We start from the raw sequence: 26,030 nt of genomic DNA, 5'->3' as shown, positions 1-26,030 counted from the left end.
CCATGGCCTCTCCCGATCCGAACCCGCCCAGCCCCGAGCCCGCCGCGGCCCGGGCGGAGAACGTCGCCGTCTCCTGCGGCTGGGGCCGGCTGATCTTCGGCCAGACCTTCCGCGATCCCGCCGACCTGGTCGATTGCCTGCTGCAGGAGGAGCCGGGCCACCGCGACGTCGCCTTCTACGTGTCGGAGCCCCACGTGGTGCTGGCGCTCGCCCCGACCGAGCTCTTCCTCGACCCGTCCCACGCCTTCCGCCTCGACCTCGGCGACCTCCCGGCGGAGACGGAGGCGCCGCGGGGCTTCCGGGTGCGGCCGGTCGCCGGGCCGGCCGACATCGAGGAGATCAACCGGATCTGCCGGGCCCGCCACATGGTCCAGATCGACCCGGCCCACGCCTGGCCCCCCCGCCCGGGGGGGCTCCTCACCCACTTGGTGGCGGAGGATGCCCAGACCGGCGCCGTCCTGGGTGCGGCGACCGGCATCGACCACGCGGTGGCCTTCGGCGACCCGGAGGACGGCTCCTCGCTGTGGTCGCTCGCCGTCGACCCGCAGACGCCGCATCCGGGGGTCGGCGAGGGCCTGGTGCGGGCCCTCGCGGCCCATTTCCGCCAGCGCGGCCGGGCCCTGATGGACCTGTCGGTCATGCACGACAATGCCCAGGCCATCGCCCTCTACGAGAAGCTCGGCTTCACGCGCCTGCCGACCTTCACCATCAAGACGAAGAACTCCTTCAACGAGAAGCTCTATATCGGGCCCTCGCCGGAGGCGGCGCTGAACCCCTACGCGCAGATCATCACCAACGAGGCGCGCCGGCGCGGCATCACGGTCGAGGTGGTGGACGAGCCGACCTCGATCTTCCGCCTGACCCATGGCGGGCGCAGCTTCGTCTGCCGGGAGAGCCTGTCCTCGGCGACCTCGGCCACCGCGATGACCATCTGCGACGACAAGGCCCTGACCCGCCGCCTCCTCGCCGGGGCGGACCTGCGCGTCCCCGACCAGACGGTCGCCGGCGACGCGGCGGCGTGCCGCGCCTTCCTGGAGCGGCACGGCGCCGTGGTGGTGAAGCCGGCCCGCGGCGAGCAGGGCCGCGGCATCGCCGTGAACCTCACCACGCCCGAGGAGATGGAGGCGGCCATCGCGGAGGCGCGCACGCTCTGCGACACGGTGCTGCTCGAGGAATTCGTCGAGGGCAGCGACCTGCGGGTGATCGTGATCGACTTCAAGGTCGTGGCGGCGGCGATCCGCCGGCCCGCGCAGGTGATCGGCGACGGGCGCCACACCCTGCGCGAGCTGATCGAGCGCCAGAGCCGCCGCCGGGCGGCGGCGACCGGGGGCGAGTCGCGCATTCCCCTCGACGACGAGACGCGGCGCTGCGTCGAGCGGGCCGGGCGCCGCCTCGACGACGTCCCGGAGGCGGGCGAGACGCTCCTCGTGCGCCGCACCGCCAACCTGCACACGGGCGGCACCATCCACGACGTGACCGACGAGATCCATCCCGACCTCGTCGCGGCCTCCGTGAAGGCCGCCCGCGTGATCGACATCCCGGTCGTCGGGCTCGACCTGATGGTGCCGGACGTGCGCCGGCCGGAGCACTGGTTCATCGAGGCCAACGAGCGGCCCGGCCTCGCCAACCACGAACCGCAGCCCACCGCCGAGCGTTTCGTCGACATGCTCTTCCCGCAGACCATCACCGCCGCCCGCATCCGGAGGCCCTTCGCGTGAACAGGCCTTTCGCGGCGCACTCCGCCGGGGTGCGGATCGACATCGACTACATGCTCGACGTCCTCAAGCGCCTGATCGAGATCCCGAGCCCGACCGGCTACACCGATCAGGCGGTGCATTTCTGCGGGCGCGAGCTGGAGCGCCTCGGCGTGCCCTTCGAACTGACGCGGCGCGGCGCCATCCGGGCGACCCTGCGGGGCGCCGGGCCGGGGCCGGCCCGCGCCATGGTCGCGCATCTCGACACGCTCGGGGCGATGGTGCGCCAGCTCCAGGAGAACGGGCGCCTCGGCCTCGTCCCGATCGGGACCTGGTCGGCCCGCTTCGCCGAGGGCGCGCGCTGCACGATCTTCACCGACCGGGGCAGCTACCGCGGCACGATCCTGCCCCTCAAGGCCTCGGGCCACACCTACAACGAGGAGGTCGACACCCAGCCGGTCGATTGGACCAACGTCGAATTGCGGGTCGACGCCTTCGCGTATCGCCGGGACGATCTGCGCCGGCTCGGATTCAACGTCGGCGACTTCGTCGCCATCGACCCGAACCCGGAGATCTCGCCCCGGGGCTACATCAACTCCCGCTACCTCGACGACAAGGCGGGCGTCGCCGTGATGTTCGCTGCCATGAAGGCGATGGCGGATGCCGGGCGCAGGCCCACCGTCACCACCTACATGCTGTTCACCATCGCCGAGGAGGTCGGGGTCGGCGCCTCCTCGGTGCTGCACGGCGACATCGCCGAGATGGTGACGATCGACAACGGCACCGTCGCGCCCGGCCAGGGCAGCCGGGAATCCGGCGTGACGATCAGCATGGCGGATTCGGCCGGGCCCTTCGACTACCACCTCACCCGCCGCCTCATCGAGCTCTGCGAGGCGAACGACATCCGCTACGAGCGCGACGTGTTCCGCTTCTACCGCAGCGACAGTGCCTCGGCGCTGGAGGCGGGCAACGACCTGCGCACGGCGCTGATCTGCTTCGGGGTGGATTCCTCGCACGGCTACGAGCGCACCCACGTGAACGCCCTGCGCTCGCTCGCGGAGCTCTCCTGCCTCTACCTGCAGAGCGACGTGCTCTTCCGAAGGGACGTGAAGCCCCTCGGGCCGCTCGCCGACTTCCCCCACCAGGAGAGCGAGACCGCCGACCCGCAGGCGGACATCCAGGAGGGCGCGATCCCGCCGGATTGAGGCGCGCGGCCGCGACGCCGCACTGGGCGGGCGCCCGCGCCCGGCGTATCAGGGCGGCGCGCCGCGCCGGACCTCCCGCGCGAGCCGTCCCGGCCGAGCCCCGCCATGCCCGTCACCTCCCGCCGCACCGACGTCGCCGTGATCGGCCTGGGCGCGGTCGGCGCCGCCATCCTGTACCAGCTCGCCCGCCGCGGCGTGCGCGTCCTCGGCCTCGACCGCTTCAGCCCGCCCCACACCCAGGGATCGAGCCACGGCGAGACGCGGATCACCCGGGAGGGCGTCGGCGAGGGCGAGGCCTATCGGCCGCTGGTGTGGGAGAGCCACCGCATCTGGCGCGACCTCGAGGCGCGCACCGGCGAGAAGCTGCTGACCGCCTGCGGCCTCGTCCTGATCGCCCCGGCCGACGGCGCCTCTCTCGCCCACGGCCGCTCGGACTTCGTCGGGCGCTCGGCCGCGGCCGCGCGGGCGGGCGGAATCGCGCACGAGGTGATCGACGCGGCCGAACTGGCGCGGCGCTTTCCCCACTTCGCCGGGCTGCGCGGCGGCGAGCAGGCCTACCTGGAGCCCGGCGGCGGCTACGTGGCGCCCGAGCGCTGCATCGCCGCGCAGTTGCGGCTCGCCGCGGCGCACGGCGCCGAGATCCGCACGGACGCGCCCGTGCGGGCGCTGCGGCCGGAGGCGGCCGGCGTGCGCGTCGAGACCGACGCGGGCGCGGTCACGGCCGACCGCGTCGTGGTGGCGGCGGGCGCGTGGCTGGGGCCGCTCCTCGGTCCCCCGTTCGACGCGCTCCTCACCGTGAACAGGCAGGTGCTGCACTGGTTTCCGGTCGATCCCGGCGCCCCGTTCCCGGCGCGCGCGCCGGCCTTCATCTGGATCGCGCCGTCCCCCGGGGTGGATTTCCTGTACGGTTTCCCGCCGCTTCCCGGCGAGGCCCGGGTCAAGCTCGGGACCGAGCAGTTCGTCCGCCCGAGCCGGGCCGAGGAGGCCCGCGCCGCGGATCCGGCCGAGGCCGAGGCCTTCTACGCCTCGCACGTCGCCGGGCGCCTCGCCGGGGTCGCGCCCGGGGCGGTCGCCTCCGCCGCCTGCCTCTATACGGTGACGCCCGACCGGGACTTCCTGATCGACGACCATCCGGAGAGCGACCGCATCCTCGCGGTCTCGGCCTGTTCGGGCCACGGCTTCAAGCACTCGGCCGGGCTCGGGGCCGCCCTGGCCGAGCGCCTCGTCACCGGCCGCTCCCCGGTCGACCTCGCGCCGTTCGGGCTCGCCCGGTTCCGCTGATCCGCTGTCCGGACGATCACGTCCGGAGAGCGTATGACACGCTCGCGCGGCGCGTGAGCGCCGCCGAGATCCGCTTAGCAAAGCAATCCGTCGGATGTCCTGTGAGGGCCCGAGGAAACCCGGGGGCGGCGGGGCGACGCTCAGGCATTGTTTACGATCGGCCCCGCAGGATCGCGCGAGATCGAACCGCGTCCGGTGCGTGCCATGCCGCTTCCCACCCGTCCCGCCCTGGCGCTCGCAGCGCTGATCCTGGCCGCGCCGGCCGGCGCGGCCGAACTGACCGTGGTCGGGACCGGCGACGCGATCGACCTGATGCGGGCGCTCGGCGCCAGCGCCCGCGAGGCGGATGCGGAGCTCGACGTGACGGTCCCGCCAAGCATCGGCTCGGACGGCGGCATCACGGCGGTGGGGTCGGGCAAGGCCTCCCTGGCGCGGGTGGCGCGCCACCTCACCGAGGCCGAGCTCGGCCGCGGCCTGGTCTACACCCCGGTGGCGCGGCTGCCCTCGGCGATCTTCGCGCATCCGAGCGCGGGGGTGACGCGGCTCAGCGCCGAGCAGCTCGCGGGCATCTATGCGGGGCGGATCACCGGCTGGAAGGAGGTCGGGGGGGCGGATCTGCGCATCCGCGTCGTGCGCCGGGAGGAGACCGACAGCACCCTGCGCATCCTGCGCGCCAGCATGCCGGGCTGGAAGGACCTCGCGATCACCGAGCGCTCGAAGACCGCGGTCTCCACCCAGGAGGCGATCGAGACGGTGCGCTCCGTCGAGGGCGCGATCGGCTTCGGCCCCTACAGCCGCTCCCTGGAGGTCGGCACGCAGGTGCTCGCCATCGACGGCAAGCTGCCGACCGATGCCGGCTATCCGAGCGCGGGCGAACTCGCCTTCGTGCACATGGGCGGGCAGTTGACGCCCGCCGCCGCCCGCTTCGTCGCCTTCACGCAGGCGCCGGCGGCCCGGGAGGTGATCCGCAGCTTCGGCGCCGTGCCGGTGGCGCGCTGAGACTCGTCCCGACCGCCCGGGACGCCGAGCCACCGGGCCGGAGACGTGACCGTCGGGATCAGGCGGCGCCGCGCGCCGCTTCGGCCGGCGCGGCGACGGACAAGGCGCGTCCGGGCTCGGCCCTCGGCCGGCGCGCGAACAGCAGGTCGAACAGCGCGTGGCGGATCGTGCGCTTGCGCGCGGAGGCGACGAAGGGATCCGCGTAGCAGGTCGCGTTGACGCCCGCGGCGACCAGACGGACCGCCGCCACCAGCCCGGGCGAGCCCGCGACGTGCACCACGTCGCTCTCGCGCAGCAGCGGCAGGTGGGCGGTCGGACGGCCCGCGAGCCGGCCGGGCCCGGGCTCGCCGCCGCTCGCCGTGGCGATCACCCGCTCGACGCCGCTGCGGCGAAGCCAGTCGAGGGCCTCGCCCATGTAGAGGTTGCGGGGATCGCGGGCGCCGGCGATCACCATCATCTCGCGGCCGGGCTCGCGGAAGCGCGCCGCGCGAGCGATGCTCCAGATCGGCGCCCAGCCGGTGCCGGCGCCGATCAGCACGAGGCGCCCCGGCCCGAGCCGGTGGAAGGCGCTCCCGAAGGGGCCGCGGATCTGCACGTCGTGGCCGGGCCGGATCCGCCCGCCGAGCTCCGCCGAGACGGCGCCGTCCGGGACGCGGCGGATGTGGAAGATGAGTTCGTTGATCTCGCCCGAGCCGTCGCTGCGCAGCGTCGGGCTGTAGTCGCGGGCCGGGAAGCCCGCGAAGGCGCAGGACACGTACTGCCCCGGCAGGGAGGTGAGGGGCTTGGCGAGCGCGACGGTCACCTCGACGATCTCGTGCGAGAGGTCGACCATGCCGACGAGGGTGCCGCGGCGCTTCGCGACCGGCGGCACGGCGTCGAACTCGATCACCGCGTCGCCCGCCACCCGCGCCTGGCAGGCGAGAACCGTGTCGCCCTGGCGGGTGCCGGACTCGTCCACCTCCCCCGCGTAGACCCGCACCCGGCAGGTGTCGCACTGGCCGGTGGCGCAATCGTGCGGGATCACGACCCCGCCCGTCATCGCGGCGTCCACGAGCGTGTCGCCGCGCGCGGCCCGGATGGTCTTGCCGTTGACGACGAGCGAGCAGGAAGAGGCCATGGATGCGCTCCGGAAGGCGGGGATCAGCGCAGGACGACGCGGACCGGTCGGACGTGCCGGGTGTGCCGCGTCTGCGTGTGGTCGAAGACGGCGACCCAGAGATAGAGCGGCTCGCCCGGCACGAAATCCACGTCGTAGCGGCTGCCGGTCCTGAGGGCGCGGGAGACCTCGAGCGTCCAGTACCCGTCCTTCCACTTGGCCCCGCCGCTGAGGTCGGCGCGGTCGCCCTCGTAGGTGCCGGTGTTGAGGACGCCCGGGATCACCGTCCCGACCGGGATCCGGGCGTCGTCCTCCTCGGTGTAGGGCTTCGAATCCGCGCCGGTCAGCCACCAGCGGGCGCCCTCGTCCTGGTGCGTGTCCGGGTTCTTGAGGTCGAAGTGGCCGAGCGCCGCCATGGTCGCGGCCGGATCGACCGGCAGGCGCTTCGGCTTGACCGGGCCGGCATAGCCCCCCGGACCCTCGAACGGGAAATTGTAGCTGTAGATCGTCGAGCCCGGGTCGTTCCAGTAACCGCCCTGGTAGCGGGCGCGCTTCCGGGCCTCGTCCGGCGTCGGCTCCCGCGGCGGGCCCATGTACTGGTCGTCGACGTGGCCGAGGAGGCCGCCGCGGGACGACTTCCACTGCCACATGTCCACGTAGGAGCCGTCGGTCGTGTAGTGCAGGCCGCGCTGGTTGAGCGAGGAGGGCTTGTCGGGCAGCGGCCGCGGGCCGAGATGGGTGACGCCGCCGGCGCCGAACCCGTCCGAGTGGGAGAAGATCGCCGCGAACTTGTCCTCGTAGAAGTCGACCACGTCGGCCTCGCCGGCCCGGCTCGCGTGCACGTGCCAGCCGTCGGCCTCCTTGATCATCGGCACGCGGGCGATCGAGCGGGTCGGATCCTGCCAGCGGAAGGCGAAGTAGATCCTGGTGCCGTCCTGGACGGCCCGGATCTCGACCGTGGACTCGCCGGTGCCGCCGAGATTGGCACCCTGCTGGGTGCGCACCCGCACCGGCCGCGCCGCCCGCCACGCCGCGTCGTCGAGCACGCCGTCGAGGGTCGGCGCCTGGGCGACCGTCTCGACGGTCAGGGTGTCGCGGTCGACGAGGTCGAGGCCGACCGCCGCGGCCACGGCCGGCACCGTGACCAGCCCGGCGACCAGCATCGGCCGGCGGCTGCGCTGCGCCGGATTGGGGGCGAGCGCCGCCGGGCGGAAGATCCGCAGCCATTGCCGCCAGCCGCCATACCCGAAATGGCCGACGAGGTGCAGCAGCGTGTAGGCGAGGGTGCCGTAGGCCGCCGCCTCGTGGATGGTCACCACGAGGCCGCCATGGCCGAGATAGAGCAGGATCCCGGTCGCCGTCAGGACGATCACGAGGCCGAAGAGCAGCCAGTGCAGGAGCACGTTCGCGCCCATCCAGCGCAGCTGGGCGTTCTGGGCGAGCTTCAGCGCCCGCGCCTTGCGCAGCGCGACGCGGTTGGCGAGGCCGCTGCGGGCCATGTAGGCGACGTAGGCGACGGAGACGCCGAAGAGCAGCAGCCCGGCATAGATGTGGACGGTCCAGACCTCGCCCTGGGGCAGGATCGGGGAGAGCCAGCGCGCCACGACGGCGTCGAGCGCGTCGGCGGAGATCCGGAGGCCCGTGACCAGGCTCGCCGTCATGGCGACGGCGCTCGTCCAGTGCAGGATCACGGTCCCGACGTCGCTCGTCGGCAGCCCGCTCCCTCTGGGTTGCAATCTCGGTCGCAAACCGTCCGTCGACTGGGGCTGCGCGCCCGCCAAGCGATCCTTCGACACCATCTCGTTCATGACGGCCCCCGGGCGGCACGCAGCCGATCGCCAGACTTTATGCTTGCTCGTAAGAAAACTTTATCCAAGCTCGCCCGGGTTGCAACGCGCGGTTCCAGCATCGGGCGATTTTTTTGGGTATGGTAAACCGCAGCTTGGCCGAGGACTGCCATCCTGATCCGCTGGGGAATGGCTCACTCACGATGTCGACACCGAGGCCGTCCCGATCTTCCTGCAATGTCGCTCCGCTGCGGCAATTCGCCGAAAGACCAGCGACAGTCCAGGCGGTCGCGCGGCCCCGCGAAGCTGCCCGATCGGCCGCTCACCTCAGGTTGCATCTTGCGGCGCCGGTTTCGTCAGGGCGCGCCGCCGCTCCGGCGCGGGGCGGCAGCAGGGTCAGGCGAGAAGAACCGGATCGAATACCGCCTCCACTGCAAAGGCCGCGCGGCCGGGACGGCGATCGACTGGCCCACCGGAGCGAACAGCTTGGCGGGAAGTGTTCGCCCGGGCGGCGAGATCTGACCTCATCTCGGCGGAGATCGACGGCGCGCGACCGGGCGGCCGGCCGGGACGGGCAGGGAACCCGGCGCGGGCGCGCGCGATGAGGGAGCGGGCCGGGCGCGGCGGGCGGGGGCACGGGACGGAATGCTGGTCTTCGGCGATCGCGCGCGGGAGGGGGATCCGGGTGCCTGGATCGCGCGGATCGAGGCGGCGCTTCGCGCCCAGAGCGGGGCACCGCCCGGCCTCGCGCGGCACGCGATACTGGTCGGGAGCCTGATCGAGGCCGGGGAACTCGCGCAGGGGATCGCCGACGCGGACCTCGCGGCGCGCGGCGAGGACGCGCCCTCCGGGGCGCAGGACCTCGCCACGGCCCTGCTCATGGCCCTGGCGCGGGCGGCGTGGCATTCCTGGCGGGCGGGCTGCGCGGGCGCGCCGGTCGCGCCCGGCCCGCTCGCCGCCCTCGCGGGAGCGGCGCTGCCGGCGCGGATCAGCGGCCGCCGCGCCGAGGGCTTCGCCTTCTACGCGCTCTACCCCGAGGGCTACGGGGCCGCCGCCGCGGGCTCCGGCCTAACGCCGGGCACGACCTGCCTCGGCATCCGCAGCATCGGCCTGCCCCTCGCCGCGATGGTCGCCGCCGCGCTCGGCGCGCGCGCCCCGCTGTCGGTGCGCCCGGTCGGGCACCCGTTCGACCGGCGCCTCGCCCTCGGCCCCGGGGCCGAGCGGGCCCTCGCCGAGGCCGCCCGGGGGGAGGTGGCGATCGTGGACGAGGGGCCGGGCCTCTCGGGCAGCTCCTTCGGCGCCGCCTCCGACGCGCTCGCGGCGCGGGGGGCCGGGCCGGAGCGCCTCGCCTTCTTCCCGAGCCATCCGGGCGAGCCCGGCCCGCGGGCGGCGCCGCGCCACCGGCGGGCCTGGGCGCGGGCGCGGCGCCACCTGGTCCCCTTCGAGCGCCTCCTGCTCGACGCGGAGAACCCCGCCCACCGGCTCGCCGGCTGGGTCTCCGGCCTGCTCGGGCCCCTCGACGGGCCGCTGGAGGAGGTCTCGGGCGGCGCCTGGCGCCGCCACCACTTCGCGCGGGAGGCCGATTGGCCGCCGGTCAACGCCCAGCTGGAGCGGCGCAAGTTCCTGGCGCGGGCCGGCGGCGCGACCTGGCTCGTCAAGTTCGTCGGGCTCGGGCCGACCGGGGAGGCGGCGCTCGCCCGGGCGCGGAGGCTCCACGCGGCCGGCTTCACGCCCCCCGTCGCCGGGCTGGTTCACGGCTTCCTGGTGGAGCGGTGGCTCGCCGAGGCCCGCCCGTTGCGGCCCGGCGCCCTCGCCCCGCTGCCCCTCGCGGAGGCGGTCGGGCGCTACCTCGCCTTCCGGGCGGCCGCCTTCCCGGCGGATCCGGAGGAGGGCGCGACGCTGCCCGACCTCGTCGCCATGGCCCGGCACAACGCGGCGGCCGCCCTCGGCGAGGAGGCCGCCCGCGGCTTCTCCCCCTACGGCGCGGCGCGGCTCGCCGCCCTCGGCGAGCGGCGCCGGCCCGTCCGGGTCGATGCCCGCCTGCAGCCCTGGGAATGGCTGGTCCTGCCGGACGGGAGCCTGCGCAAGGCGGACGCCCTCGACCACCACGCGGGCCACGACCTCGTCGGCTGTCAGGACATCGCCTGGGACGTGGCCGGGGCACGCGTCGAACTCGACCTGCCCTCCGCGGCGGCGGAGCGGATCGGCGCGGTGCTGGCGGCCGCCGGGATCCGCCCGCCGGACCCGGACCTCCTCGGGCTCCACACCCTGTGCTACCTCGCCTTCCGGCTCGGCGCCTGCACGCTCGCGGCCGAGAGCGGGGCCGCGCCCGACGAGGCCCTGCGCCTGCGGGCCGCCGCCGCGGCCTGCGCGACCCGCCTCGACCGCCTCCTGAGGGAGTCCCGATGATCCTCCTCCGCCACGGCCAGAGCGCGTTCAACCTGCATTACGGGGCGACCGGGGTCGATCCCGGCATCCCGGACGCGCCGCTGACGGAACTCGGCCACCGGCAGGCCGAGGAGGCCGCCGAGGCCCTGGTGGGCGAGGGCGTGCGGCGCATCCTCTGCTCGCCCTACACGCGGGCCCTGCAGACCGCGGCGCCGGTCGCGGCGCGGCTGCGCCTGCCCGTGACGGTCACCGCGCTGGTGCGCGAGCGCTTCGGGGCGAGCTGCGACATCGGCACCGGCTCGGCCGCGCTCGCGGCGGCCTGGCCCCACCTCGATTTCGGGGCGATCGAGGAGGTGTGGTGGCCCGGCGAGGAGGAGCCGCACGACGCGTTCGAGGCCCGCACCGCCGCCTTCCTGGCCGAGATGGACGCCCATCCCGACTGGGCCCACACCCTCGTCGTCTGCCACTGGGGCGTGATCCAGGCGCTGACCGGACGCAGCCTCTCGAACGGCGAGTGGGTCCGCCTGGAGCGCGGCCCGGCCGCCTGAGCGGCGAGGCCGGGACCGCTCCCGCTCAGGCGATGATCTTGTCGAGGGTGATCGGCAGTTCGCGGATGCGCTTGCCGGTGGCGTGGAAGACGGCGTTCGCCACCGCGGCGGCCGTGCCGACGATGCCGATCTCGCCCAGGCCCTTGGCGCCGATCGGGCTCACCTTGTCGTCGGATTCCTCCACGAAGATCACCTCGATGTCGTGGATGTCGGCGTTCACCGGCACGTGGTACTCGCCGAGATTGTGGTTCATGAACCGCCCGAGGGTGTGGTCGAGCATCGACTCCTCCTCCAGGGCCGCGCCGATTCCCATCACCACACCGCCCATGATCTGGCTCCGGGCGGTCTTCGGGTTCAGGATCCTGCCCGCCGCGACGGCGCTCACCACCCGGGTCACCCGGACCACGCCGAGATCCTCGTCGACCCGCACCTCCGCGAACACCGCCGAATGCGTGTAGGCGGCGTAGCGCAGCCCGGTGAGGAGGCTCGGCTTCACGGTCTCGGTCGCCTCGACGCTCTCGACGCCGCCCGCCCGCATCGCTTCGGCGAGCGAGATCCTGGCGGAGGGGTCCGAGGCCAGGCGGATCGCGCCGTCCGCGAAGGTGACGTGGGCGAGGTCGGCGTTGGCGAGGGGCGAGTCGTCGATCCGGCGGGCGAAGCCGAGGAGCTGCTCGGCCACCGCGCGGCAGGCCATCTCCACCGCGGAGCCCGACGAGGCCGCCGTCCAGGAGCCCCCGGCGAGGGGTGCCTCGGGCAAGGTCGTGTCGCCCAGCAGGGTGCGGACCTTGTCGAGCGGGACCCCGAGGGCGTCGGCGCCGATCTGGCTCAGGATCGTGTAGGTCCCGGTGCCGAGATCGGCCGTGGAGCAGGCGAGTTCGAGCGTGCCGTCGAGGGCGAGCCGGGCGCGGGCGCTCGACTTCATCAGGTAGGCTTCCCAGACCCCGGTCGCGAGGCCCCAGCCGACCAGCTCGCGGCCCTCGCGCATCGAGCGCGGCGCACGGCCGCGGCGGCTCCAGCCGAAGCGCTCGGCGCCCTGCGCGTAGGCCTCCCGCAGGGCCTTCGAGGTGAAGTCCTTGTTCTCGCCCTCGTCGCGCTCGGCGTAGTTGCGCAGCCGCAGGTCCAGCGGGTCGATCCCGGTCGCGTCGGCGAGTTCGTCCATCGCGACTTCCAGCGCGTAGACGCCGGTCGCCGCGCCCGGCGCCCGCATGTCGGCCGGCGTCGCGGTGTCGATCTTGGCGAGCTTGTAGCCGAGCTTGACGTTGGGGCAATGGTAGAGGAGACCGGACCAGTTGACGACCGATTCCTGGTAATCCTCGAAGGTCGAGGTGCCGGCGACCGCCTCGTGCAGCAGCGCCTGCAGCCGCCCGTCCCGATCGGCCCCGAGGGCGACGCTCTGGATCGTCTCGGGGCGATAGCCGAGGGTGAACATCTGGTCGCGGCTCAGAACCACCCGCACCGAGCGCTTCAGGTTGAGAGCGGCCGAGACCGCCAGGAACAGCTGGTATTGCGGGCGCAGGCCGGAGCCGAAGGCGCCGCCGATATAGGGCGAGATCACGCGCACATCGTCTGGCTTGAGATTGAACACGCTGCAGACGTAGGATTGCGTGTTGTTCACGCCCTGGATCTTGTCGTGGATGGTGAGCTTGCCGTCGCCCTCGTAGACGATTGTGGTGGCGTGGGGCTCCATCGGGTTGTGGTGCTCGATCGCCTGCCTGTACTCCTGGCGCAGCTGGACCGGGGCGGCCGCGAGGGCGCCCTCGGCATCGCCGCGCGGGTCGGGCGGCGGCTTGATCCCGGAGCGCTTCCTGGGCGGGACGTAGGCGGCGTCGCGAACCGCGGCGAGGTCGGTGTGGGGGACCTCCTCGGCGTAGGTGACCCGGATCAGCGACGCGCCGTAGCGGGCGAGTTCGAAGCTCTCCGCCACCACCAGGGCGACCGGCTGCCCGCCGAACACGATCTCGGGCCCGTGCAGGGCCCGGAAGGGCGAGCCGGGCGGGGCGACCTGATCGCGGTAATTGTAGTCGAGCCAGGCGGTGCGCGGCCGGTTCTCGTGGGTGAAGACCTGGATCACGCCCGGGACCGCGAGGGCGGCGGCGGCGTCGATGGCGGTGACGCGCCCGCGGGTGATCGCGCTCGACACCACCACCCCGTAGGCGAGGTCCGCCGCCTTGAACTCGGCGGCGTAGCGGGCCGCGCCCGTCACCTTGGCGGGACCGTCGACCCGGCTGCGGGCCGCGCCGACGTGGAGGGGGGTGGTGGCCATGCGGCGGAACCTCAGCGGATGCGCTTGTCGGTCTGCGATTGCGGCGTGCCGGCGGCGGCCTGCGCGAGGCCGCGCACGATCGCGCGCCGCGCGAGTTCGATCTTGAACGCGTTGTGCTTGTAGGGCCTCGCCTCGGCGAGGATCAGGTCGGCGGCGGCCCGGAAGCTCTCCGGCGTCGCGGGCCGGCCCGCCAGGCCCGCCTCCGCCTCCCGGTTGCGCCAGGGCTTGTGCGCCACGCCGCCGAGCGCGAGGCGCGCGGAGCGGATCGTGTCGCCCTCCAGCTCCAGCGCCGCCGCCACCGAGACCAGGGCGAAGGCGTAGGAGAGGCGGTCGCGCAGCTTCAGGTACGTATAGTGGTGCGGGAAGCTCTCGGCCGGCAGGTCGACCGAGAGCACGATCTCGTCGGCCGCGAGGGTGGTGTCGCGCTCGGGCGCGTCGCCGGGCAGCCGGTGGAGGTCGCCGAAGGGGATCGCGCGGCGGCCCCCGCGTCCCTCCACCTGCACCACGGCGTCGAGGGCGGCCAGCGCCACGCACATGTCGGAGGGGTGCGTGGCGATGCACTGGTCGGAGGTGCCCAGGATGGCGTGGATGCGGTTGACGCCGCTGATCGCCGGGCAGCCGCTGCCGGGCACCCTCTTATTGCAGGGCGTGCCCTCGTCGTAGAAGTAGTAGCAGCGCGTCCGCTGCAGCAGGTTCCCGCCGGTCGAGGCGGCGTTGCGCAGCTGCGGCGACGCCCCGGCCAGGATGGCGCTCGCCAGCAGCGGGTAGCGCTCCGCGACGCGCGGATCCTCCGCGACCGCGCTGTTCGGGACCAGGGCGCCGATGCGCAGGCCCCCCTGGAGCGGCTCGATCTCCGCCAGGGGCAGGCGGGTGATGTCGATCAGCCGGTCGGGCCGCTCGACATTGTACTTCATCAGGTCGACGAGGTTGGTGCCCCCGGCGATGATCCGGGCGGCCGGATCGGCGGCGAGGGCGCTCACCGCCTCGGCCACGCTGCCGGCGCGCATGTAGGCGAAGCGGTTCATTCCGCGGCCTCCTGCCCGGCGCCCGCGCGGGCGTTGAGCACGTCCTCGATCGCGTCCACGATGTTGGTGTAGGCGCCGCAGCGGCAGAGATTGCCGCTCATGTATTCGCGGATCTCCTCGCGGCTGCGGGCCCTTCCCTCCTCGATCAGCGCCAGGGCCGACATGATCTGGCCGGGCGTGCAGTAGCCGCACTGGAAGGCGTCGCGCGCGATGAAGGCCGCCTGGAGCGGGTGCAGCGCGCCCGACGACAGGCCCTCGATCGTCGTGACCGACGCCCCGTCCCTCATCACCGCGAGGGCGAGGCAGGCATTGATCCGCCGCCCGTCGACGATGATGGTGCAGGCGCCGCACTGGCCGTGGTCGCAGCCCTTCTTGGTGCCGGTGAGATCGAGCTCCTCGCGCAGCAGGTCGAGGAGGCTGGTCCAGGGGGCGACCCGGAGCTGGCGCTCCTCGCCGTTGATCGTCAGCGTGACGGCGACCCGCTCGCCGTCCGCGCTGGTGCCGCTCTCGCTCACGCCTCGGAACTCCCTGGTGGCCGGCCCCGGGGCCGGGTTCCGTCGGATCGCAGCCATAACGATTCCAAGCTGACCGCGTTCCGCAGGGGAGCCGCGGCGCCGCGGCCCCCGTCCCGCGCCGGACGGGGTTCAAGCCGGCAAGACTCTGGGATACCCCTTCGCGGCCCTGATGGAGGAGCCGCATGCCCGCTCTCGACCCGATCCTCGCCGACATCGACCGCGACCTCGACACCTCGCTGGAGCGGCTCTTCGCCTTCCTGCGGATCCCGTCGATCTCGACCGATCCGGCCTACGCGGCGGAGTGCCGGCGCGCGGCCGAGTGGCTGACGGGAGACCTCGCGGCGATCGGCTTCGACGCCTCGCTGCGCGAGACCGGCGGGCATCCGGTCGTGCTGGCGCATTGCCCCAAGCCCGGCGCCCCGCACGTGCTGTTCTACGGCCATTACGACGTGCAGCCGGTCGATCCCCTCGACCTCTGGGAAGTGCCCCCCTTCGAGCCGCGGCTCAAGACGCTGCCGGACGGGCGCCGGGCGATCAGCGCGCGGGGCGCCTGCGACGACAAGGGACAGGTGATGACCTTCGTGGAGGCCTGCCGGGCCTGGAAGGCGGTGGCGGGCGAGCTCCCGGTCGGGGTCACGCTGCTGATCGAGGGGGCGGAGGAGAACGGCTCGCAGTTCCTGCCCGAATGGGTGGAGGCGAACCGCGCGGAGCTGAGGGCCGACCTCGCCCTGGTCTGCGACACCGGCATGTGGGACAGCAACACCCCGGCCATCACCACCTCGCTGCGCGGGCTCGCCTATTTCGAGGTGTTCGTGCGCTGCGCCGACCGCGACCTGCATTCGGGCCTGTTCGGGGGCGCCGCCGCGAACCCGATCCACGTCCTGTCGCGCATCGTCGCCGACCTGCACGACGCCGAGGGCCGCGTCACCCTGCCGGGCTTCTACGACGCGGTGCGCGAGCCGCCCGCCGCGGTGCTGGAGAGCTGGCGCGCCCTCGGCCTGACCCCCGAGAACTTCCTGGGGCCGATCGGGCTCAAGGCGTCGGCGGGCGAGCGCGACCGCATGCTGATCGAGCAGGTGCAGTCGCGCCCGACCTGCGACGCGAACGGGATCGTCGGCGGCTATACCGGGGAGGGCACCAAGACGGTGATCCCCGCGGAGGCGAGCGCCAAGATCTCGTTCCGCCTCGTCGAGGACCAGGATCCCGAGGCGGTGGCGGCGAGCTTCCGCACCTTCGTGGCGGCGCGGGTGCCGGCGGATTGCACGGCGCGGGTCGTGACGCACAAGGGCTCGCGCGCCATCGCGCTGCCCTTCGACATGCCGGCCCTGGGGGCGGCCCGGCGGGCGCTGGAGGACGAGTGGGGCGTCGCCCCGGCCACGATCGGCTCGGGAGGCTCGATCCCGATCGTCGGGGATTTCAAGCGCAGCCTCGGCCTCGACACGCTGCTGATCGGCTTCGGACTCGACGACGACCGCGTGCACTCGCCGAACGAGAAGTACGACCTGAAGAGCTTCCACAAGGGCATTCGCAGCTGGGCCCGGGTGCTGGCCGCCCTGGCCGGCTGAGCGGCGGCGGCGCGGGGCGGGCCTCGCGCCCGCCGCCGGGGCTGTCCCCGGCCGGGCCGCGCCGGGCGGAAATCCCGGACGGGCGCGGGATGAAAAGTCCCTATCGGACGTTCAACTCTGGCGATAGGGATGGCGCACGTCCCGCCCAGGGAGGGAGTTCCCCGGTGGCAGGTCCAGCCCCCGATCCGTCCGCCTCGAAGATCGCCACGGTGCTGCGCGTCACGAGCGGCAACTTCCTGGAGATGTTCGACTTCTTCCTGTTCGGGTTCTACGCCAGCTACATCTCCAAGGCGTTCTTCCCGGCCGGGAACGAGGTCGCCTCCCTGCTGCTGACCTTCGTGACCTTCGGGGCCGGCTTCCTGATGCGCCCGCTCGGGGCCGTCTTCCTGGGCGCCTACGTGGACCGGGTCGGGCGGAGGAGGGGCCTCATCGTCACGCTCGGCATCATGGCGATGGGCACGATCCTGATCGCCTTCGTGCCCGCCTACGAGACGATCGGCCTCGCGGCGCCCCTCCTGGTCCTGATCGGGCGGCTGCTGCAGGGCTTCTCGGCGGGCGTCGAACTCGGCGGCGTCTCGGTCTACCTCTCGGAGATGGCGACGCCGGGCCGCAAGGGCTTCTACGTGGCGTGGCAATCGGCGAGCCAGCAGGTCGCCATCATGGTGGCGGCGCTGATCGGCTACGCCCTCAACCTCGCGCTGCTGCCGCCGCAGATGCAGGATTGGGGCTGGCGGGTGCCGTTCTTCATCGGCTGCCTGATCGTGCCGTTCCTGTTCTACGTCCGCCGCTCGCTGGAGGAGACCCAGGAATTCCTGCAGCGGCGCCACCGGCCGAGCGGCCGCGAGATCGCGCGCTCGCTCGGGCAGAACTGGCGCATCGTGCTGCTCGGCATGCTCCTCGTCGCGATGACGACGATCTCCTTCTACACGATCACGGTCTACACCCCGACCTTCGGCAAGGACGTGCTGAAGCTCTCGGCGACCGACAGCCTCGTCGTCACCTTCTGCGTCGCGGTCTCGAACTTCGTTTGGCTGCCGGTGATGGGCGCGCTCTGCGACCGGGTCGGCCGCAAGCCCCTGCTGATCGCCTTCTCGGGCCTCGCGGCGCTCACCGCCTACCCGGCGCTGCTCTGGCTCGTCGGCCACGTCTCGTTCCTCAACATGCTGATCGTGCTGCTGTGGCTGTCCTTCCTGTACGGCAGCTACAACGGCGCCATGGTGGTGGCGCTGACCGAGATCGTGCCGGTGAGCGTGCGCACGGCCGGCTTCTCGCTCGCCTACTCGCTGGCCACCGCCCTGTTCGGCGGCTTCACGCCCGCCGTCTCGACCTGGCTCATCAAGGTCACCGGCGACAAGGCGGCGCCGGGCCTCTGGATGGCGTTCGGCGGCCTCGCCGGACTGGTCGCGACGGTCCTGATCTACCGCCGGGCCGGGACGAGCGCCGCCCCGGGCGTGGTCCGGCCGGTCCCGGGTGAGTGACGGAACCGCGACGCGCGATTAGGATCCCGACCGCGAGGACAGCCTGCCGGCCGGGATCCCCATGACCGTGAAATTGCGGCCGCTGGAGCGCGAGGACCTGCTCTTCGTCCACCAGCTGAACAACAACGACAGCATCATGCGCTACTGGTTCGAGGAGGCCTACGAATCCTTCGCCGAACTCGCGCAGCTCTACGAGCGCAACATCCACAACCAGACCGAGCGGCGCTTCATCGTGGGCTCGCCCGAGGCGGAGCGGGCCGGCATGGTCGAGCTCGTGGAGATCAACCATCTCCACCGCCGCTGCGAGTTCCAGATCGCCATCCACCCGGCCTTCCAGGGCCGCGGCTACGCCTCGCAGGCCACCCGCATCGCCATCGACTACGCGTTCAGCGTCCTCAACATCCACAAGCTCTACTTGCACGTGGACAAGGACAACCGGCGGGCGGTGGGGATCTACGAGCGGGCCGGCTTCACGATCGAGGGCGTGCTGAAGGACGAGTTCTTCGTGAACGGGCGCTACCGGGACGCGGTGCGGATGTGCCTGTTCCAGCCCGCCTACCTGGCCCGGCGCGGCGGCGGCGACGTGCAGGAGCCGGTGCTCAGGACCTGAGCGGCCCTGGCGGGACGGGTCCGGGTGCCTTATGGAGGGCGCCCCCGAGGAGCCCGTCGTTGCGCGAGACCTTCCACATCGAAGTCACGGGGCCGGAAGGCCTGGTCCAGCGGGCCTCGATCCGCGTCTCCGGGCTCGAGGCGGCCCGCGAGCGGGCGCTGCGGCTGTTTCGCCGCGCCCGGGTGCCTCAGCGCCTCGGCCCGATCGCGGAGACCGTCCGGGTCACGGACGGCGCCGGTCGCGAGGTCTTCGCCTGGAGCGCGTGGGACGAGGGCGGGGTGCGGGCCCGCTGAGGCCCCGGCTCAGGCCTTGCCGCTCCTTAGGCCTTGCCGGTGCTTAGGCCTTGCCGGTCTTGGCCCGCTCGATCCCCTCCAGGATCAGCCGGTGCGCCTCGGCCTTGTCGCCCCAGCGCACGATCTTCACCCACTTCCCGGGCTCCAGATCCTTGTAGTGCTCGAAGAAGTGCTGGATCTGGTGCAGCGTGATGTCGGGCAGGTCGGTGTAGTTCTCGATCCGGTCGTAGCGCTTGGTGAGGTGGCGGGAGGGGACCGCGACGATCTTCTCGTCCTCGCCGGCATTGTCCTCCATCACCAGCACGCCGACCGGGCGCACGCTCATGATCGCTCCCGGGACGATCGCGCGGGTGTTGGCGATCAGCACGTCGCAGGGGTCGCCGTCGCCCGACAGGGTGTGCGGGATGAAGCCGTAATTCCCCGGATAGTGCATCGCCGTGTACAGGAAGCGATCGACGACCAGCGTCCCGGCCTCCTTGTCCATCTCGTACTTGATCGGCTCGCCGCCGACCGGCACTTCGATGACGACGTTCACGTCGTCGGGCGGGCTCTTGCCGATGGAAACGGCGTCGAGACGCATGACCGCACTCCTTCCCTGCGGGGCGCCGTGCCCCGGGTCGCTCGGTGCTTAGAGACCCGGGCCGGTCAAGACAAGCGCGTTGAGCTTGGTCTCGACTTGGGCGGACGGCGGTCGGGCGGCCCTCTGGCCCAGTTCTCGACGGCTGATCGTGCGGCACCGTCGACGGTGCGCCGGGCGATGCGCCCGCGCGCGGGGCCTCACGCGAAGAGGTAAGCGACCTTGGCCAGGGTCGCGCCCGCGATCCGGTCGACGGCCTCCGCCACGACCGTCCCGCCCATGCGCTCGTAGAAGGCGCGCGCCCGCCCGTTCTCCGCCAGGGACCACAGGGCGAGGCGGGCCACGTCGCGGTCGCGCAGGTCGTTGCGCACGGCCCGGAACAGGCGCGTGCCGTAGCCGAGCCCCTGGTAGGAGGGCGCGAGGTAGATCTCGTCGATCTCGCCCTCCGCCTTCAGGGAGCGGTCGCGGCAGCGCCCGTAGGAGACGTAGCCGACGACGGCCTCGCCGACCTCCAGCACCACCAGGGGCCGGCCCCGGCCCAGCGTGGCCCGCCACCAGGCCGGCCCGCGGCGGGCCAGCATGCGGTCGAGGGCGACGCCCGGAATGATGCCCTGATAGGCCTCCCGCCACGCGGCGTCGAAGACCTCCGACAGCATCCCGGCATCGTGCTGCCGCGCCCGGCGGATGCTGACGACCTGCGTGCTCACGGTGAATCCTCCTCCGACCCGGCGCCCGCGCGGCGGGTGTGGCCGCCAGGATGCGGGAGGAATCCGAGCAAGTGCAATGCCACGGTTGTGAGCCGGCTCGCATCGCGTCGCGTCGTTGCGGAGCCGCCACGCGGCTGCTACAGGGCAAGGCTTGTCAGGACACCGGCGGGTGGGCGGACTCGCCGCGGCTCCGCGCCGGCCCGACCGTCTCTCGCAACGATCCAGACCGCGTGTTCAACCGCTTCCTCTCGCCCGAGACCCGCTACGCCCGGCGCATGGCCCGCATCGCCCGCTGGGAGAAGCCGATCGCCGGACGCCGGAGCCGCCTGCGCGCCTGGGTCAACATGCTGCTCGTCGACCACGGCGTGCTGCGCTTGGCCTATCTCAACCGGCACCGGGTCGGTCGCGGCCTGGTCTGGCGCTCCGCGCAGCCGGCGCCGCACGATTTCTCCTGGTTCAAGCGCCACGGCGTGCGCACCATCGTGTCCCTGCGCGGCGGGCGCGAGCACGGCTCCTGGCAGCTCCAGCGCGAGGCATGCGAGCGCGAGGGGCTGGTGCTGCGGGAATTCGTGGTGCGCTCGCGGGAGGCACCGAACCGCGAGATGCTGCTCGGGGCCCGGGACTTCTTCGCCAGCGTCGAGTACCCGGCCCTGCTGCACTGCAAGTCCGGGGCGGACCGGGCGGGCTTCGCGGCGGCGCTCTACCTGATCCTGCACGAGGGCCGGCCGGTGGCCGAGGCGGCGCGCCAGCTCTCCCCGCGCTTCGGGCATTTCCGCTTCGCCAAGACCGGCATCCTCGACGCCTTCTTCGAGAGCTACCTCGCGCAGGGCGAGAGGCGCGGGCTGAGCTTCCTCGAATGGGTCGAGACCGTCTACGACCCGGAGGCCCTGCAGCGGGAGTTCCGGGCCGGCTTCTGGTCGGACATGCTCGTCGACCGCCTGCTCAAGCGGGAGTGATCCGGGATCCGGTTGATCGCAGCGGATCCCGGACCACGAGCCCGCGCGGCGCCTGAGCGAAGCCCGAACCCGCCATCCCGAAGGGATCGAGCGGATTGGGTATGACCCCGCCTCAGCCGCGCGTCGTCAGCAGCACCCCGAGGCCGATCGCCGCGACGGCGGCGGCGGCCGGCAGGCTCGGGACCTCGCCGAGGACCGGGATCGCCAGCAGGGTCGCGATCGCCGGCACCAGCGCCGTGAAGGCGGGGGTGCGCCGGCCGATCAGGGCGAGCGAGCGGTTGAAGGCGATGAGCCCGACGACGCTCACCAGCACGCCCTGATAGGCGACCTGCAGGGCCAGTTCGGCCGCCCCGGCCTCGCGCAGGCGGGAGAGCCCCAGCGCGAAGTAGGGCGGCAGGTAGCCGACCAGCGAGACGACGCAGATCAGGGCGGTGGCCTCGACGGGACGCAGGGCCGAGCGGCGCATCCGCACCGTGCCGAGCGCCCAGAGGAGGGCCGCGGTCAGGAACATGGCGTCGCCCAGCAGTTCGTCGCCCGTCGTCGCGGCACCCGCCAGGGTCAGGGCCCCGGCCAGGATCAGGCCGAGCCCGAGGAGCGCGACGCGTCCGGGCCGGTCGCCCAGCAGCGCGATGCCGAGGGCGGCGGCCATCAGCGGCATGGTGCCCGGCGTGAGGGCCGCGCCGTGGCCGGCCGGCGCGTAGCGCAGGCCGATCGAGATCAGCAGCGCGAAGGGCGCGCCCTGGCCGAGGACGAGCCAGGCCGCGTCGGCCGCCTCGCGCCGGGACAGGCGGCGCAGGCGCAGCACCACCGGCAGCAGGATAAGCCCGCCGCAGCCGAAGCGGATCGCCACCAGGTCGGCCGGGGCGAGGCTGCCGCCGCTGCCGACGGCGCGGCGCGTCACCACGAACCAGCCGCCCCAGATGCTGACGGCCAGGAGCGCCCAGGCGATCCCCGCCAGGGCCGTGCGGGGGCGCGGCGCAGCGAGGCCGACCGGGGGCGGGAAGGGTTTCACGCCGGCCCGCCGACGGCCCGGCCCCCGCGCGCGACACGCGCCATGGTAGCGCCTCCCACTGAATGCGAGTGCGGCGCTACTACGAACGCCGCGGGCCGGCAATGCGGGCCCGCGGGGCGCTGCCGCGCCCGGGCTGCATGGCCCGGGCGGGGCGCTCCTCAGCCGGAGACCAGCACGAAGCGGCGGTGGCGCTCCTGCACCGGGCGCGCATTCATCGGGTAGAGCGCGGTGAAGCGCCGGATGTCCTCCGCGTCGACCTCGATCGGGTCGACGCAGACGCGCCAATCCACGGTCTCGCTGCAGGGCGGCGTGGTCAGGGAGCCCTCGTAGGCGTAGTAGCGCCGGCCGGCCGGGAGGAGGGCGGTCATGTCGGTGCCGGGCGGGACCGGGACCGCGCTTCCCGGCTGCTCGGGCCGCGCGGCCATCAGCGCCTTGAAGGCCGGGTTGGGCCGGCCCGCCACCACGAAGACGCCGAGCACGCCGAGGCTGCCGGACTGCGCGTCCCGATGGACGAAGTGGACCTCCATCGGGAAGCTGCGCCCGTCGATCCGGTGCTCGCTGGGCGCGTGGAAGTGGAATTGCAGCAGGTCGTAATGGGCCGGCCCGACCGCCATCGTGCCGCCCGAGGCGACGTCGACCTGGATCGTGTGACCGTTATTGACCACCTTGCCGGCGAGGGGGTTCCAGGCGAGCTCGACGGCCGGCAGGTCCGAGCGGGTCGAGGCGACGATGTCGATCGGCGATTGCTGCCCGCCGATCGAGCAGACCTGCGCCGCGTGGTCCAGCTCGCCCCAATGCTCCGGCCCGGTCGGGCCCGAATAGCTCCAGTGCAGCGCCTCCGACGCGAAGCCCTTGCCCGCTCCGCAGAGCGCGCATCCCAGGATACCGCCGAGACCGCTCAGTAACGCCCGCCGCTCGATCATCATCGCCCCCCTTCACGGCCTCGGTCCGCCGTCCCGCAGGCGCATCGACCGATCACGATTCCGGGGACGACAACACGCGAACCGTGCACGTCCGGGACGGACAATCGAGGGCGAGTGGCGGGGCTGGTATTCATCGAGGCTCACCGGGGCATATCAGATTCGCATCTGCGGCCGCCAGCCGGCGGACGCAGGGGCAGGCTAAGCCGGACGGACTAATGATCTTGCCGCGGTGCGGCGTCCGGCGCGCGTCCTCGCCTGCGGCTGTCGCGGGGCCCTAATGCCAGCCCTGGCCGAAGCGGCCGGTCGAGTGCATCAGCGTGTGGCCGCAATCCAGGCAGAGATAGCGGGTCTCGATCCCGCCCCCGAACGCTTCCACCACCGGCGTCGAGGCGACCACCATCAGCCGGCCATGCGGCAGGCTCTCGGGCACGGCGCGCATCTGCGCGATGCAGGCGCGGCACGCCGCATCGTCGGCCGTCATGAACCGTCTCGGGCGCGGCCGGACCGCGGAAGCGCGAGGCACCATCTCCATGCCCTGATCGGCCAGCGGCGGCCGAACCGGGATCAGACGCGACCCCTCCGAAGGCGTCAAGCCCGGCCCGACGCCGCGCCGGGGGCCGCGGGCCCGGGACGCGACGTCGCGGGCCCGCCCGGGCGGCCCGCTCACATCCAGAGCAGATCAAATCCGGTGCACTTGCAGCCACTATCGGCAGCCCGGCCCAACCTTTCGTCATGCATGCGATCTCGCGTGCTGCCATCCTCCCCTCACCGTGCGGGCGGCGGCCCGTCCCCTCCGCGAGGATCTCCGCGTGTCCGTCCTGCTCGATGCCGAACCTGCACCGCTCGCCGTCGACCGGGCGACCACGGCCCTGGTGATCATCGACATGCAGCGGGACTTCCTGGAGCCCGGCGGCTTCGGCGAGACGCTGGGCAACGACGTCGGGCTCCTCGGGACCGCGATCGGCCCCTGCCGGGCGGTGCTGGCGGCGGCGCGGGAGGTCGGCCTCCTCGTCGTCCACACCCGCGAGGGCCACGCGCCCGACCTCTCGGACGCGCCCCCCGCCAAGGTGGCGCGCGGCGCGCCCAGCGCCCGGATCGGCGCGCCCGGACCGATGGGCCGCATCCTGATCCGCGGCGAGCCGGGCCACGCCATCATCCCGGAACTGGCGCCGGCGCCGGGCGAGGTGGTGATCGACAAGCCCGGCAAGGGCGCCTTCTACGCCACCGCCCTCGGCGAGATCCTGGCTGCCCGGCGCATCGCGACCCTGCTGGTCTGCGGCGTCACCACCGAGGTCTGCGTCCACACCACGGTGCGGGAGGGCAACGACCGCGGCTACCGCTGCGTCGTGCTGGCGGATGCCTGCGGCTCCTACGTCCCGCACTTCCACGAGGTCGGCCTCGCCATGATCAAGGCGCAGGGCGGGATCTTCGGCTGGGTCTCGAACACCGCCGCGGCGATCGCGGCGATCAGGGCGGCCTGAGGCTGCCGCCGCGCAGGCGAGAGGAGCATTTCGGATGGCGATGGCGACGAGTGCCCCGCCGGGCTTCAGGCCGGCGCTCTGGGTGCCGGGGGACTGGAACGCGCTGTTCGGCTTCGGCACCAACATCCTGGTCAACCTGCTGGTGCTGACCGGGCTGCTGCGCTTCGTGCTGGGCATGCCGGACGCGATCACCTTCGGGCGCATCCTCCCGGCGGTCGGCCTGATGCTGTGCCTCTCCACGGCCTACTACGCGTGGCTGGCCTGGCGGCTGGCGGCACGGACCGGCCGCGCGGATGTCTGCGCGCTGCCCTCCGGGATCAGCGTGCCGCACATGTTCATCGTCGTCTTCGTGATCATGCTGCCGATCAAGCTGCAGACGGGCGACCCGGTGAAGGGCTGGGAGGCGGGCCTGGCCTGGGTGTTCATCCAGAGCTTCATCCTGATGCTGGGCGGCTTCGTCGCCCCCCTGGTGCGGCGCATCACCCCGCGGGCGGCGCTGCTCGGCACGCTGGCGGGCGTCTCCGTCACCTTCATCGCCATGCGGCCGGCCCTGGAGCTGATCCTGACCCCGGTGATCGGAATCGTCGCCTTCGCGATCATCCTGCTCGCGTGGTTCGGCGGCGTGCGCTACCCGGGCCGCCTGCCGGCCGGGCTCGTCGCCATCCTGTTCGGCATGGTGGTCGCCTGGGGCGCCAAGCTCCTCGGCCTCGACGTCGGCGGCGTCAGCGGCGGCGGCCTCGTCGGCGCGCTCGCCGGGATCGGCTTCGCGGTGCCCCTGCCGGCCGTCGACCACGTCTTCGGCGGCTTCCAGTTCGTCGGCGTCATCCTGGTGACGGCGATCCCCTTCGGCATCTACGACCTCGTCGAGGCGATGGACAACGTCGAGAGCGCCGAGGTCGCGGGCGACGCCTACCCGACCACGCGCGTGCTGACGGCGGACGGGGTCGTGAGCCTGATCGGCTGCCTGATGGGAAACCCCTTCATCAACGCCGTCTATATCGGCCATCCGGGCTGGAAGGCGATGGGCGGGCGGATCGGCTACTCCTTCGTGACCGGCCTCGTGGTCCTGGTGCTCGCCTGGCTCAACCTGATCTCGCTCCTGTCGAGCCTCGTGCCGGTCGTGGCGATCGCCCCGATCCTCCTCTACATCGGCATGCTGATCGGGGCGCAGGCCTTCCAGGAGACGCCGCACGACCACGCGCCCGCCATCGTGCTGGCCTTCGCGCCGCACCTCGCCGCCTGGGGCAAGACCCTGATCGACGGGGCGCTCGGCGCCGCCGGCACCAGCGCGGCGGCGGTCGGGCTCGACACGCTCGCCCAGGCGGGGGTGCTCTACGGAGGCCTCGAAGTGCTGGGCGAGGGCTCGATCCTGGGCGGGCTGATCCTCGGCGCCGTCGCGGTCTTCATCATCGAGCGCGACTTCCGGCGGGCGGCCGGCTTCGCGCTGGCGGGCGCGGTGCTGACCTTCTTCGGCTTCATGCACGGGCCGGCGGTCGGGATCGCGGTGAAGCCGGCGCTCGCCGCCGCCTACCTCATGGTCGCCGGGATCCTGTTCGCGGCGTCCCGGGCGGCCGAGGCGGCCCAGCCCGCCGTCCAGGCGGTCCCGGCCGAGTGAGAAGCGGCATCG

The 26,030-nt window shown here is 73.1% G+C and carries 23 protein-coding genes; 13 read left to right on the top strand and 10 right to left on the bottom strand.

What is annotated here, in order from left to right; genetic code table 11:
- Window positions 1-2 precede the first annotated feature (2 nt).
- From ngg to M446_RS12795, 4 genes are all read left to right on the top strand, one after another.
- Entirely contained in the window at window positions 3-1,718 is a 1,716-nt protein-coding gene (gene ngg / locus M446_RS12810) for an N-acetylglutaminylglutamine synthetase (protein WP_012332524.1), read from the top strand.
- On the top strand, window positions 1,715-2,899 hold the full coding sequence (locus M446_RS12805) for an osmoprotectant NAGGN system M42 family peptidase (protein ID WP_012332523.1): 1,185 nt from the start codon (window positions 1,715-1,717) through the stop codon (window positions 2,897-2,899). The genes ngg and M446_RS12805 overlap by 4 nt, the downstream gene beginning before the upstream one ends.
- Before the next feature lie 105 nt (window positions 2,900-3,004).
- A complete protein-coding gene (solA, locus tag M446_RS12800; RefSeq protein WP_012332522.1) occupies window positions 3,005-4,180 on the top strand; it encodes an N-methyl-L-tryptophan oxidase in 1,176 nt (391 codons plus the stop codon).
- Between the two features lie 204 nt (window positions 4,181-4,384).
- The gene (locus tag M446_RS12795; RefSeq protein ID WP_012332521.1) at window positions 4,385-5,179 is read left to right on the top strand and encodes a PstS family phosphate ABC transporter substrate-binding protein; all 795 of its coding nucleotides are present in this window, start codon (window positions 4,385-4,387) and stop codon (window positions 5,177-5,179) included.
- 58 nt (window positions 5,180-5,237) lie between these two features.
- Here the strand turns inward: M446_RS12795 and M446_RS12790 are convergent, their stop codons facing one another.
- Both M446_RS12790 and M446_RS12785 read right to left on the bottom strand, forming a co-directional pair.
- On the bottom strand, window positions 5,238-6,296 hold the full coding sequence (locus M446_RS12790; protein ID WP_012332520.1) for a 2Fe-2S iron-sulfur cluster-binding protein: 1,059 nt from the start codon (window positions 6,294-6,296) through the stop codon (window positions 5,238-5,240).
- A 23-nt stretch (window positions 6,297-6,319) separates the two neighbouring features.
- Window positions 6,320-8,083, bottom strand: a complete 1,764-nt coding sequence (locus tag M446_RS12785; RefSeq protein WP_012332519.1) for an ethylbenzene dehydrogenase-related protein — start codon at window positions 8,081-8,083, stop codon at window positions 6,320-6,322.
- Between the two features lie 624 nt (window positions 8,084-8,707).
- Between M446_RS12785 and M446_RS12780 the strand changes: the two genes are divergently transcribed.
- Window positions 8,708-10,471: a hypothetical protein gene (locus tag M446_RS12780; RefSeq protein WP_012332518.1), complete on the top strand. Its 1,764-nt coding sequence runs from the start codon at window positions 8,708-8,710 to the stop codon at window positions 10,469-10,471.
- Window positions 10,468-10,998, top strand: coding sequence for a histidine phosphatase family protein (locus M446_RS12775; RefSeq protein ID WP_012332517.1), 531 nt, complete (start codon window positions 10,468-10,470; stop codon window positions 10,996-10,998). Before M446_RS12780 ends, M446_RS12775 begins: the two co-directional genes overlap by 4 nt.
- Window positions 10,999-11,023: 25 nt before the next feature.
- Here M446_RS12775 and M446_RS12770 read toward each other — a convergent pair whose 3' ends face one another.
- The 3 genes from M446_RS12770 to M446_RS12760 are packed head-to-tail and all read right to left on the bottom strand — an operon-like array spanning window position 11,024 to window position 14,858.
- Window positions 11,024-13,261, bottom strand: a complete 2,238-nt coding sequence (locus M446_RS12770) for a xanthine dehydrogenase family protein molybdopterin-binding subunit (protein ID WP_012332516.1) — start codon at window positions 13,259-13,261, stop codon at window positions 11,024-11,026.
- A gap of 11 nt (window positions 13,262-13,272) precedes the next feature.
- Complete coding sequence (locus tag M446_RS12765; protein WP_012332515.1) at window positions 13,273-14,286, bottom strand: FAD binding domain-containing protein; 1,014 nt, start codon at window positions 14,284-14,286, stop codon at window positions 13,273-13,275.
- Window positions 14,283-14,858: a (2Fe-2S)-binding protein gene (locus tag M446_RS12760; RefSeq protein ID WP_415926907.1), complete on the bottom strand. Its 576-nt coding sequence runs from the start codon at window positions 14,856-14,858 to the stop codon at window positions 14,283-14,285. The genes M446_RS12765 and M446_RS12760 overlap by 4 nt, the downstream gene beginning before the upstream one ends.
- Before the next feature lie 125 nt (window positions 14,859-14,983).
- On the opposite strand from M446_RS12760, the gene M446_RS12755 reads away from it, so the two are divergent.
- The 4 genes from M446_RS12755 to M446_RS12740 all read left to right on the top strand — a co-directional run bounded on the left by M446_RS12755 (window position 14,984) and on the right by M446_RS12740 (window position 18,747).
- Window positions 14,984-16,366, top strand: coding sequence for a M20/M25/M40 family metallo-hydrolase (locus M446_RS12755; RefSeq protein ID WP_012332513.1), 1,383 nt, complete (start codon window positions 14,984-14,986; stop codon window positions 16,364-16,366).
- A gap of 164 nt (window positions 16,367-16,530) precedes the next feature.
- The gene (locus M446_RS12750) at window positions 16,531-17,844 is read left to right on the top strand and encodes an MFS transporter (protein WP_012332512.1); all 1,314 of its coding nucleotides are present in this window, start codon (window positions 16,531-16,533) and stop codon (window positions 17,842-17,844) included.
- 61 nt (window positions 17,845-17,905) lie between these two features.
- Window positions 17,906-18,454, top strand: a complete 549-nt coding sequence (gene speG, locus M446_RS12745) for a spermidine N1-acetyltransferase (protein WP_012332511.1) — start codon at window positions 17,906-17,908, stop codon at window positions 18,452-18,454.
- Between the two features lie 59 nt (window positions 18,455-18,513).
- Window positions 18,514-18,747: a hypothetical protein gene (locus tag M446_RS12740; protein WP_012332510.1), complete on the top strand. Its 234-nt coding sequence runs from the start codon at window positions 18,514-18,516 to the stop codon at window positions 18,745-18,747.
- A gap of 43 nt (window positions 18,748-18,790) precedes the next feature.
- Here M446_RS12740 and ppa read toward each other — a convergent pair whose 3' ends face one another.
- Together ppa and M446_RS12730 are read right to left on the bottom strand one after the other, a co-directional pair.
- Window positions 18,791-19,327 carry an inorganic diphosphatase gene (ppa, locus tag M446_RS12735; RefSeq protein WP_012332509.1) on the bottom strand — a complete coding sequence of 179 codons (537 nt, stop codon included), beginning with the start codon at window positions 19,325-19,327 and terminating at the stop codon, window positions 18,791-18,793.
- Between the two features lie 197 nt (window positions 19,328-19,524).
- Entirely contained in the window at window positions 19,525-20,031 is a 507-nt protein-coding gene (locus M446_RS12730; protein ID WP_012332508.1) for a GNAT family N-acetyltransferase, read from the bottom strand.
- Between the two features lie 230 nt (window positions 20,032-20,261).
- Between M446_RS12730 and M446_RS12725 the strand changes: the two genes are divergently transcribed.
- On the top strand, window positions 20,262-20,987 hold the full coding sequence (locus tag M446_RS12725) for a fused DSP-PTPase phosphatase/NAD kinase-like protein (protein ID WP_012332507.1): 726 nt from the start codon (window positions 20,262-20,264) through the stop codon (window positions 20,985-20,987).
- Window positions 20,988-21,099: 112 nt separating this feature from the next.
- On the opposite strand, the gene M446_RS12720 is transcribed toward M446_RS12725, so the two are convergent.
- The 3 genes from M446_RS12720 to M446_RS12710 form a co-directional block, all read right to left on the bottom strand.
- On the bottom strand, window positions 21,100-21,999 hold the full coding sequence (locus tag M446_RS12720; protein WP_012332506.1) for a DMT family transporter: 900 nt from the start codon (window positions 21,997-21,999) through the stop codon (window positions 21,100-21,102).
- A gap of 158 nt (window positions 22,000-22,157) precedes the next feature.
- Entirely contained in the window at window positions 22,158-22,925 is a 768-nt protein-coding gene (locus tag M446_RS12715) for a carbonic anhydrase (protein ID WP_012332505.1), read from the bottom strand.
- Between the two features lie 271 nt (window positions 22,926-23,196).
- Window positions 23,197-23,403: a hypothetical protein gene (locus tag M446_RS12710; protein WP_018260826.1), complete on the bottom strand. Its 207-nt coding sequence runs from the start codon at window positions 23,401-23,403 to the stop codon at window positions 23,197-23,199.
- A gap of 328 nt (window positions 23,404-23,731) precedes the next feature.
- Here M446_RS12710 and M446_RS12705 point away from each other — a divergent pair, with 328 nt between their 5' ends.
- Together M446_RS12705 and M446_RS12700 are read left to right on the top strand one after the other, a co-directional pair.
- Window positions 23,732-24,403: a cysteine hydrolase family protein gene (locus M446_RS12705; protein WP_012332503.1), complete on the top strand. Its 672-nt coding sequence runs from the start codon at window positions 23,732-23,734 to the stop codon at window positions 24,401-24,403.
- A gap of 34 nt (window positions 24,404-24,437) precedes the next feature.
- The gene (locus M446_RS12700; protein WP_012332502.1) at window positions 24,438-26,018 is read left to right on the top strand and encodes a hypothetical protein; all 1,581 of its coding nucleotides are present in this window, start codon (window positions 24,438-24,440) and stop codon (window positions 26,016-26,018) included.
- Window positions 26,019-26,030: the final 12 nt, after the last annotated feature.

This window comes from Methylobacterium sp. 4-46 (assembly GCF_000019365.1).
Classification (GTDB): Bacteria; Pseudomonadota; Alphaproteobacteria; order Rhizobiales; family Beijerinckiaceae; genus Methylobacterium.
Note: the sequence above shows the minus strand (reverse complement) of the source record. Positions and strands in the feature narration are given on the sequence as shown.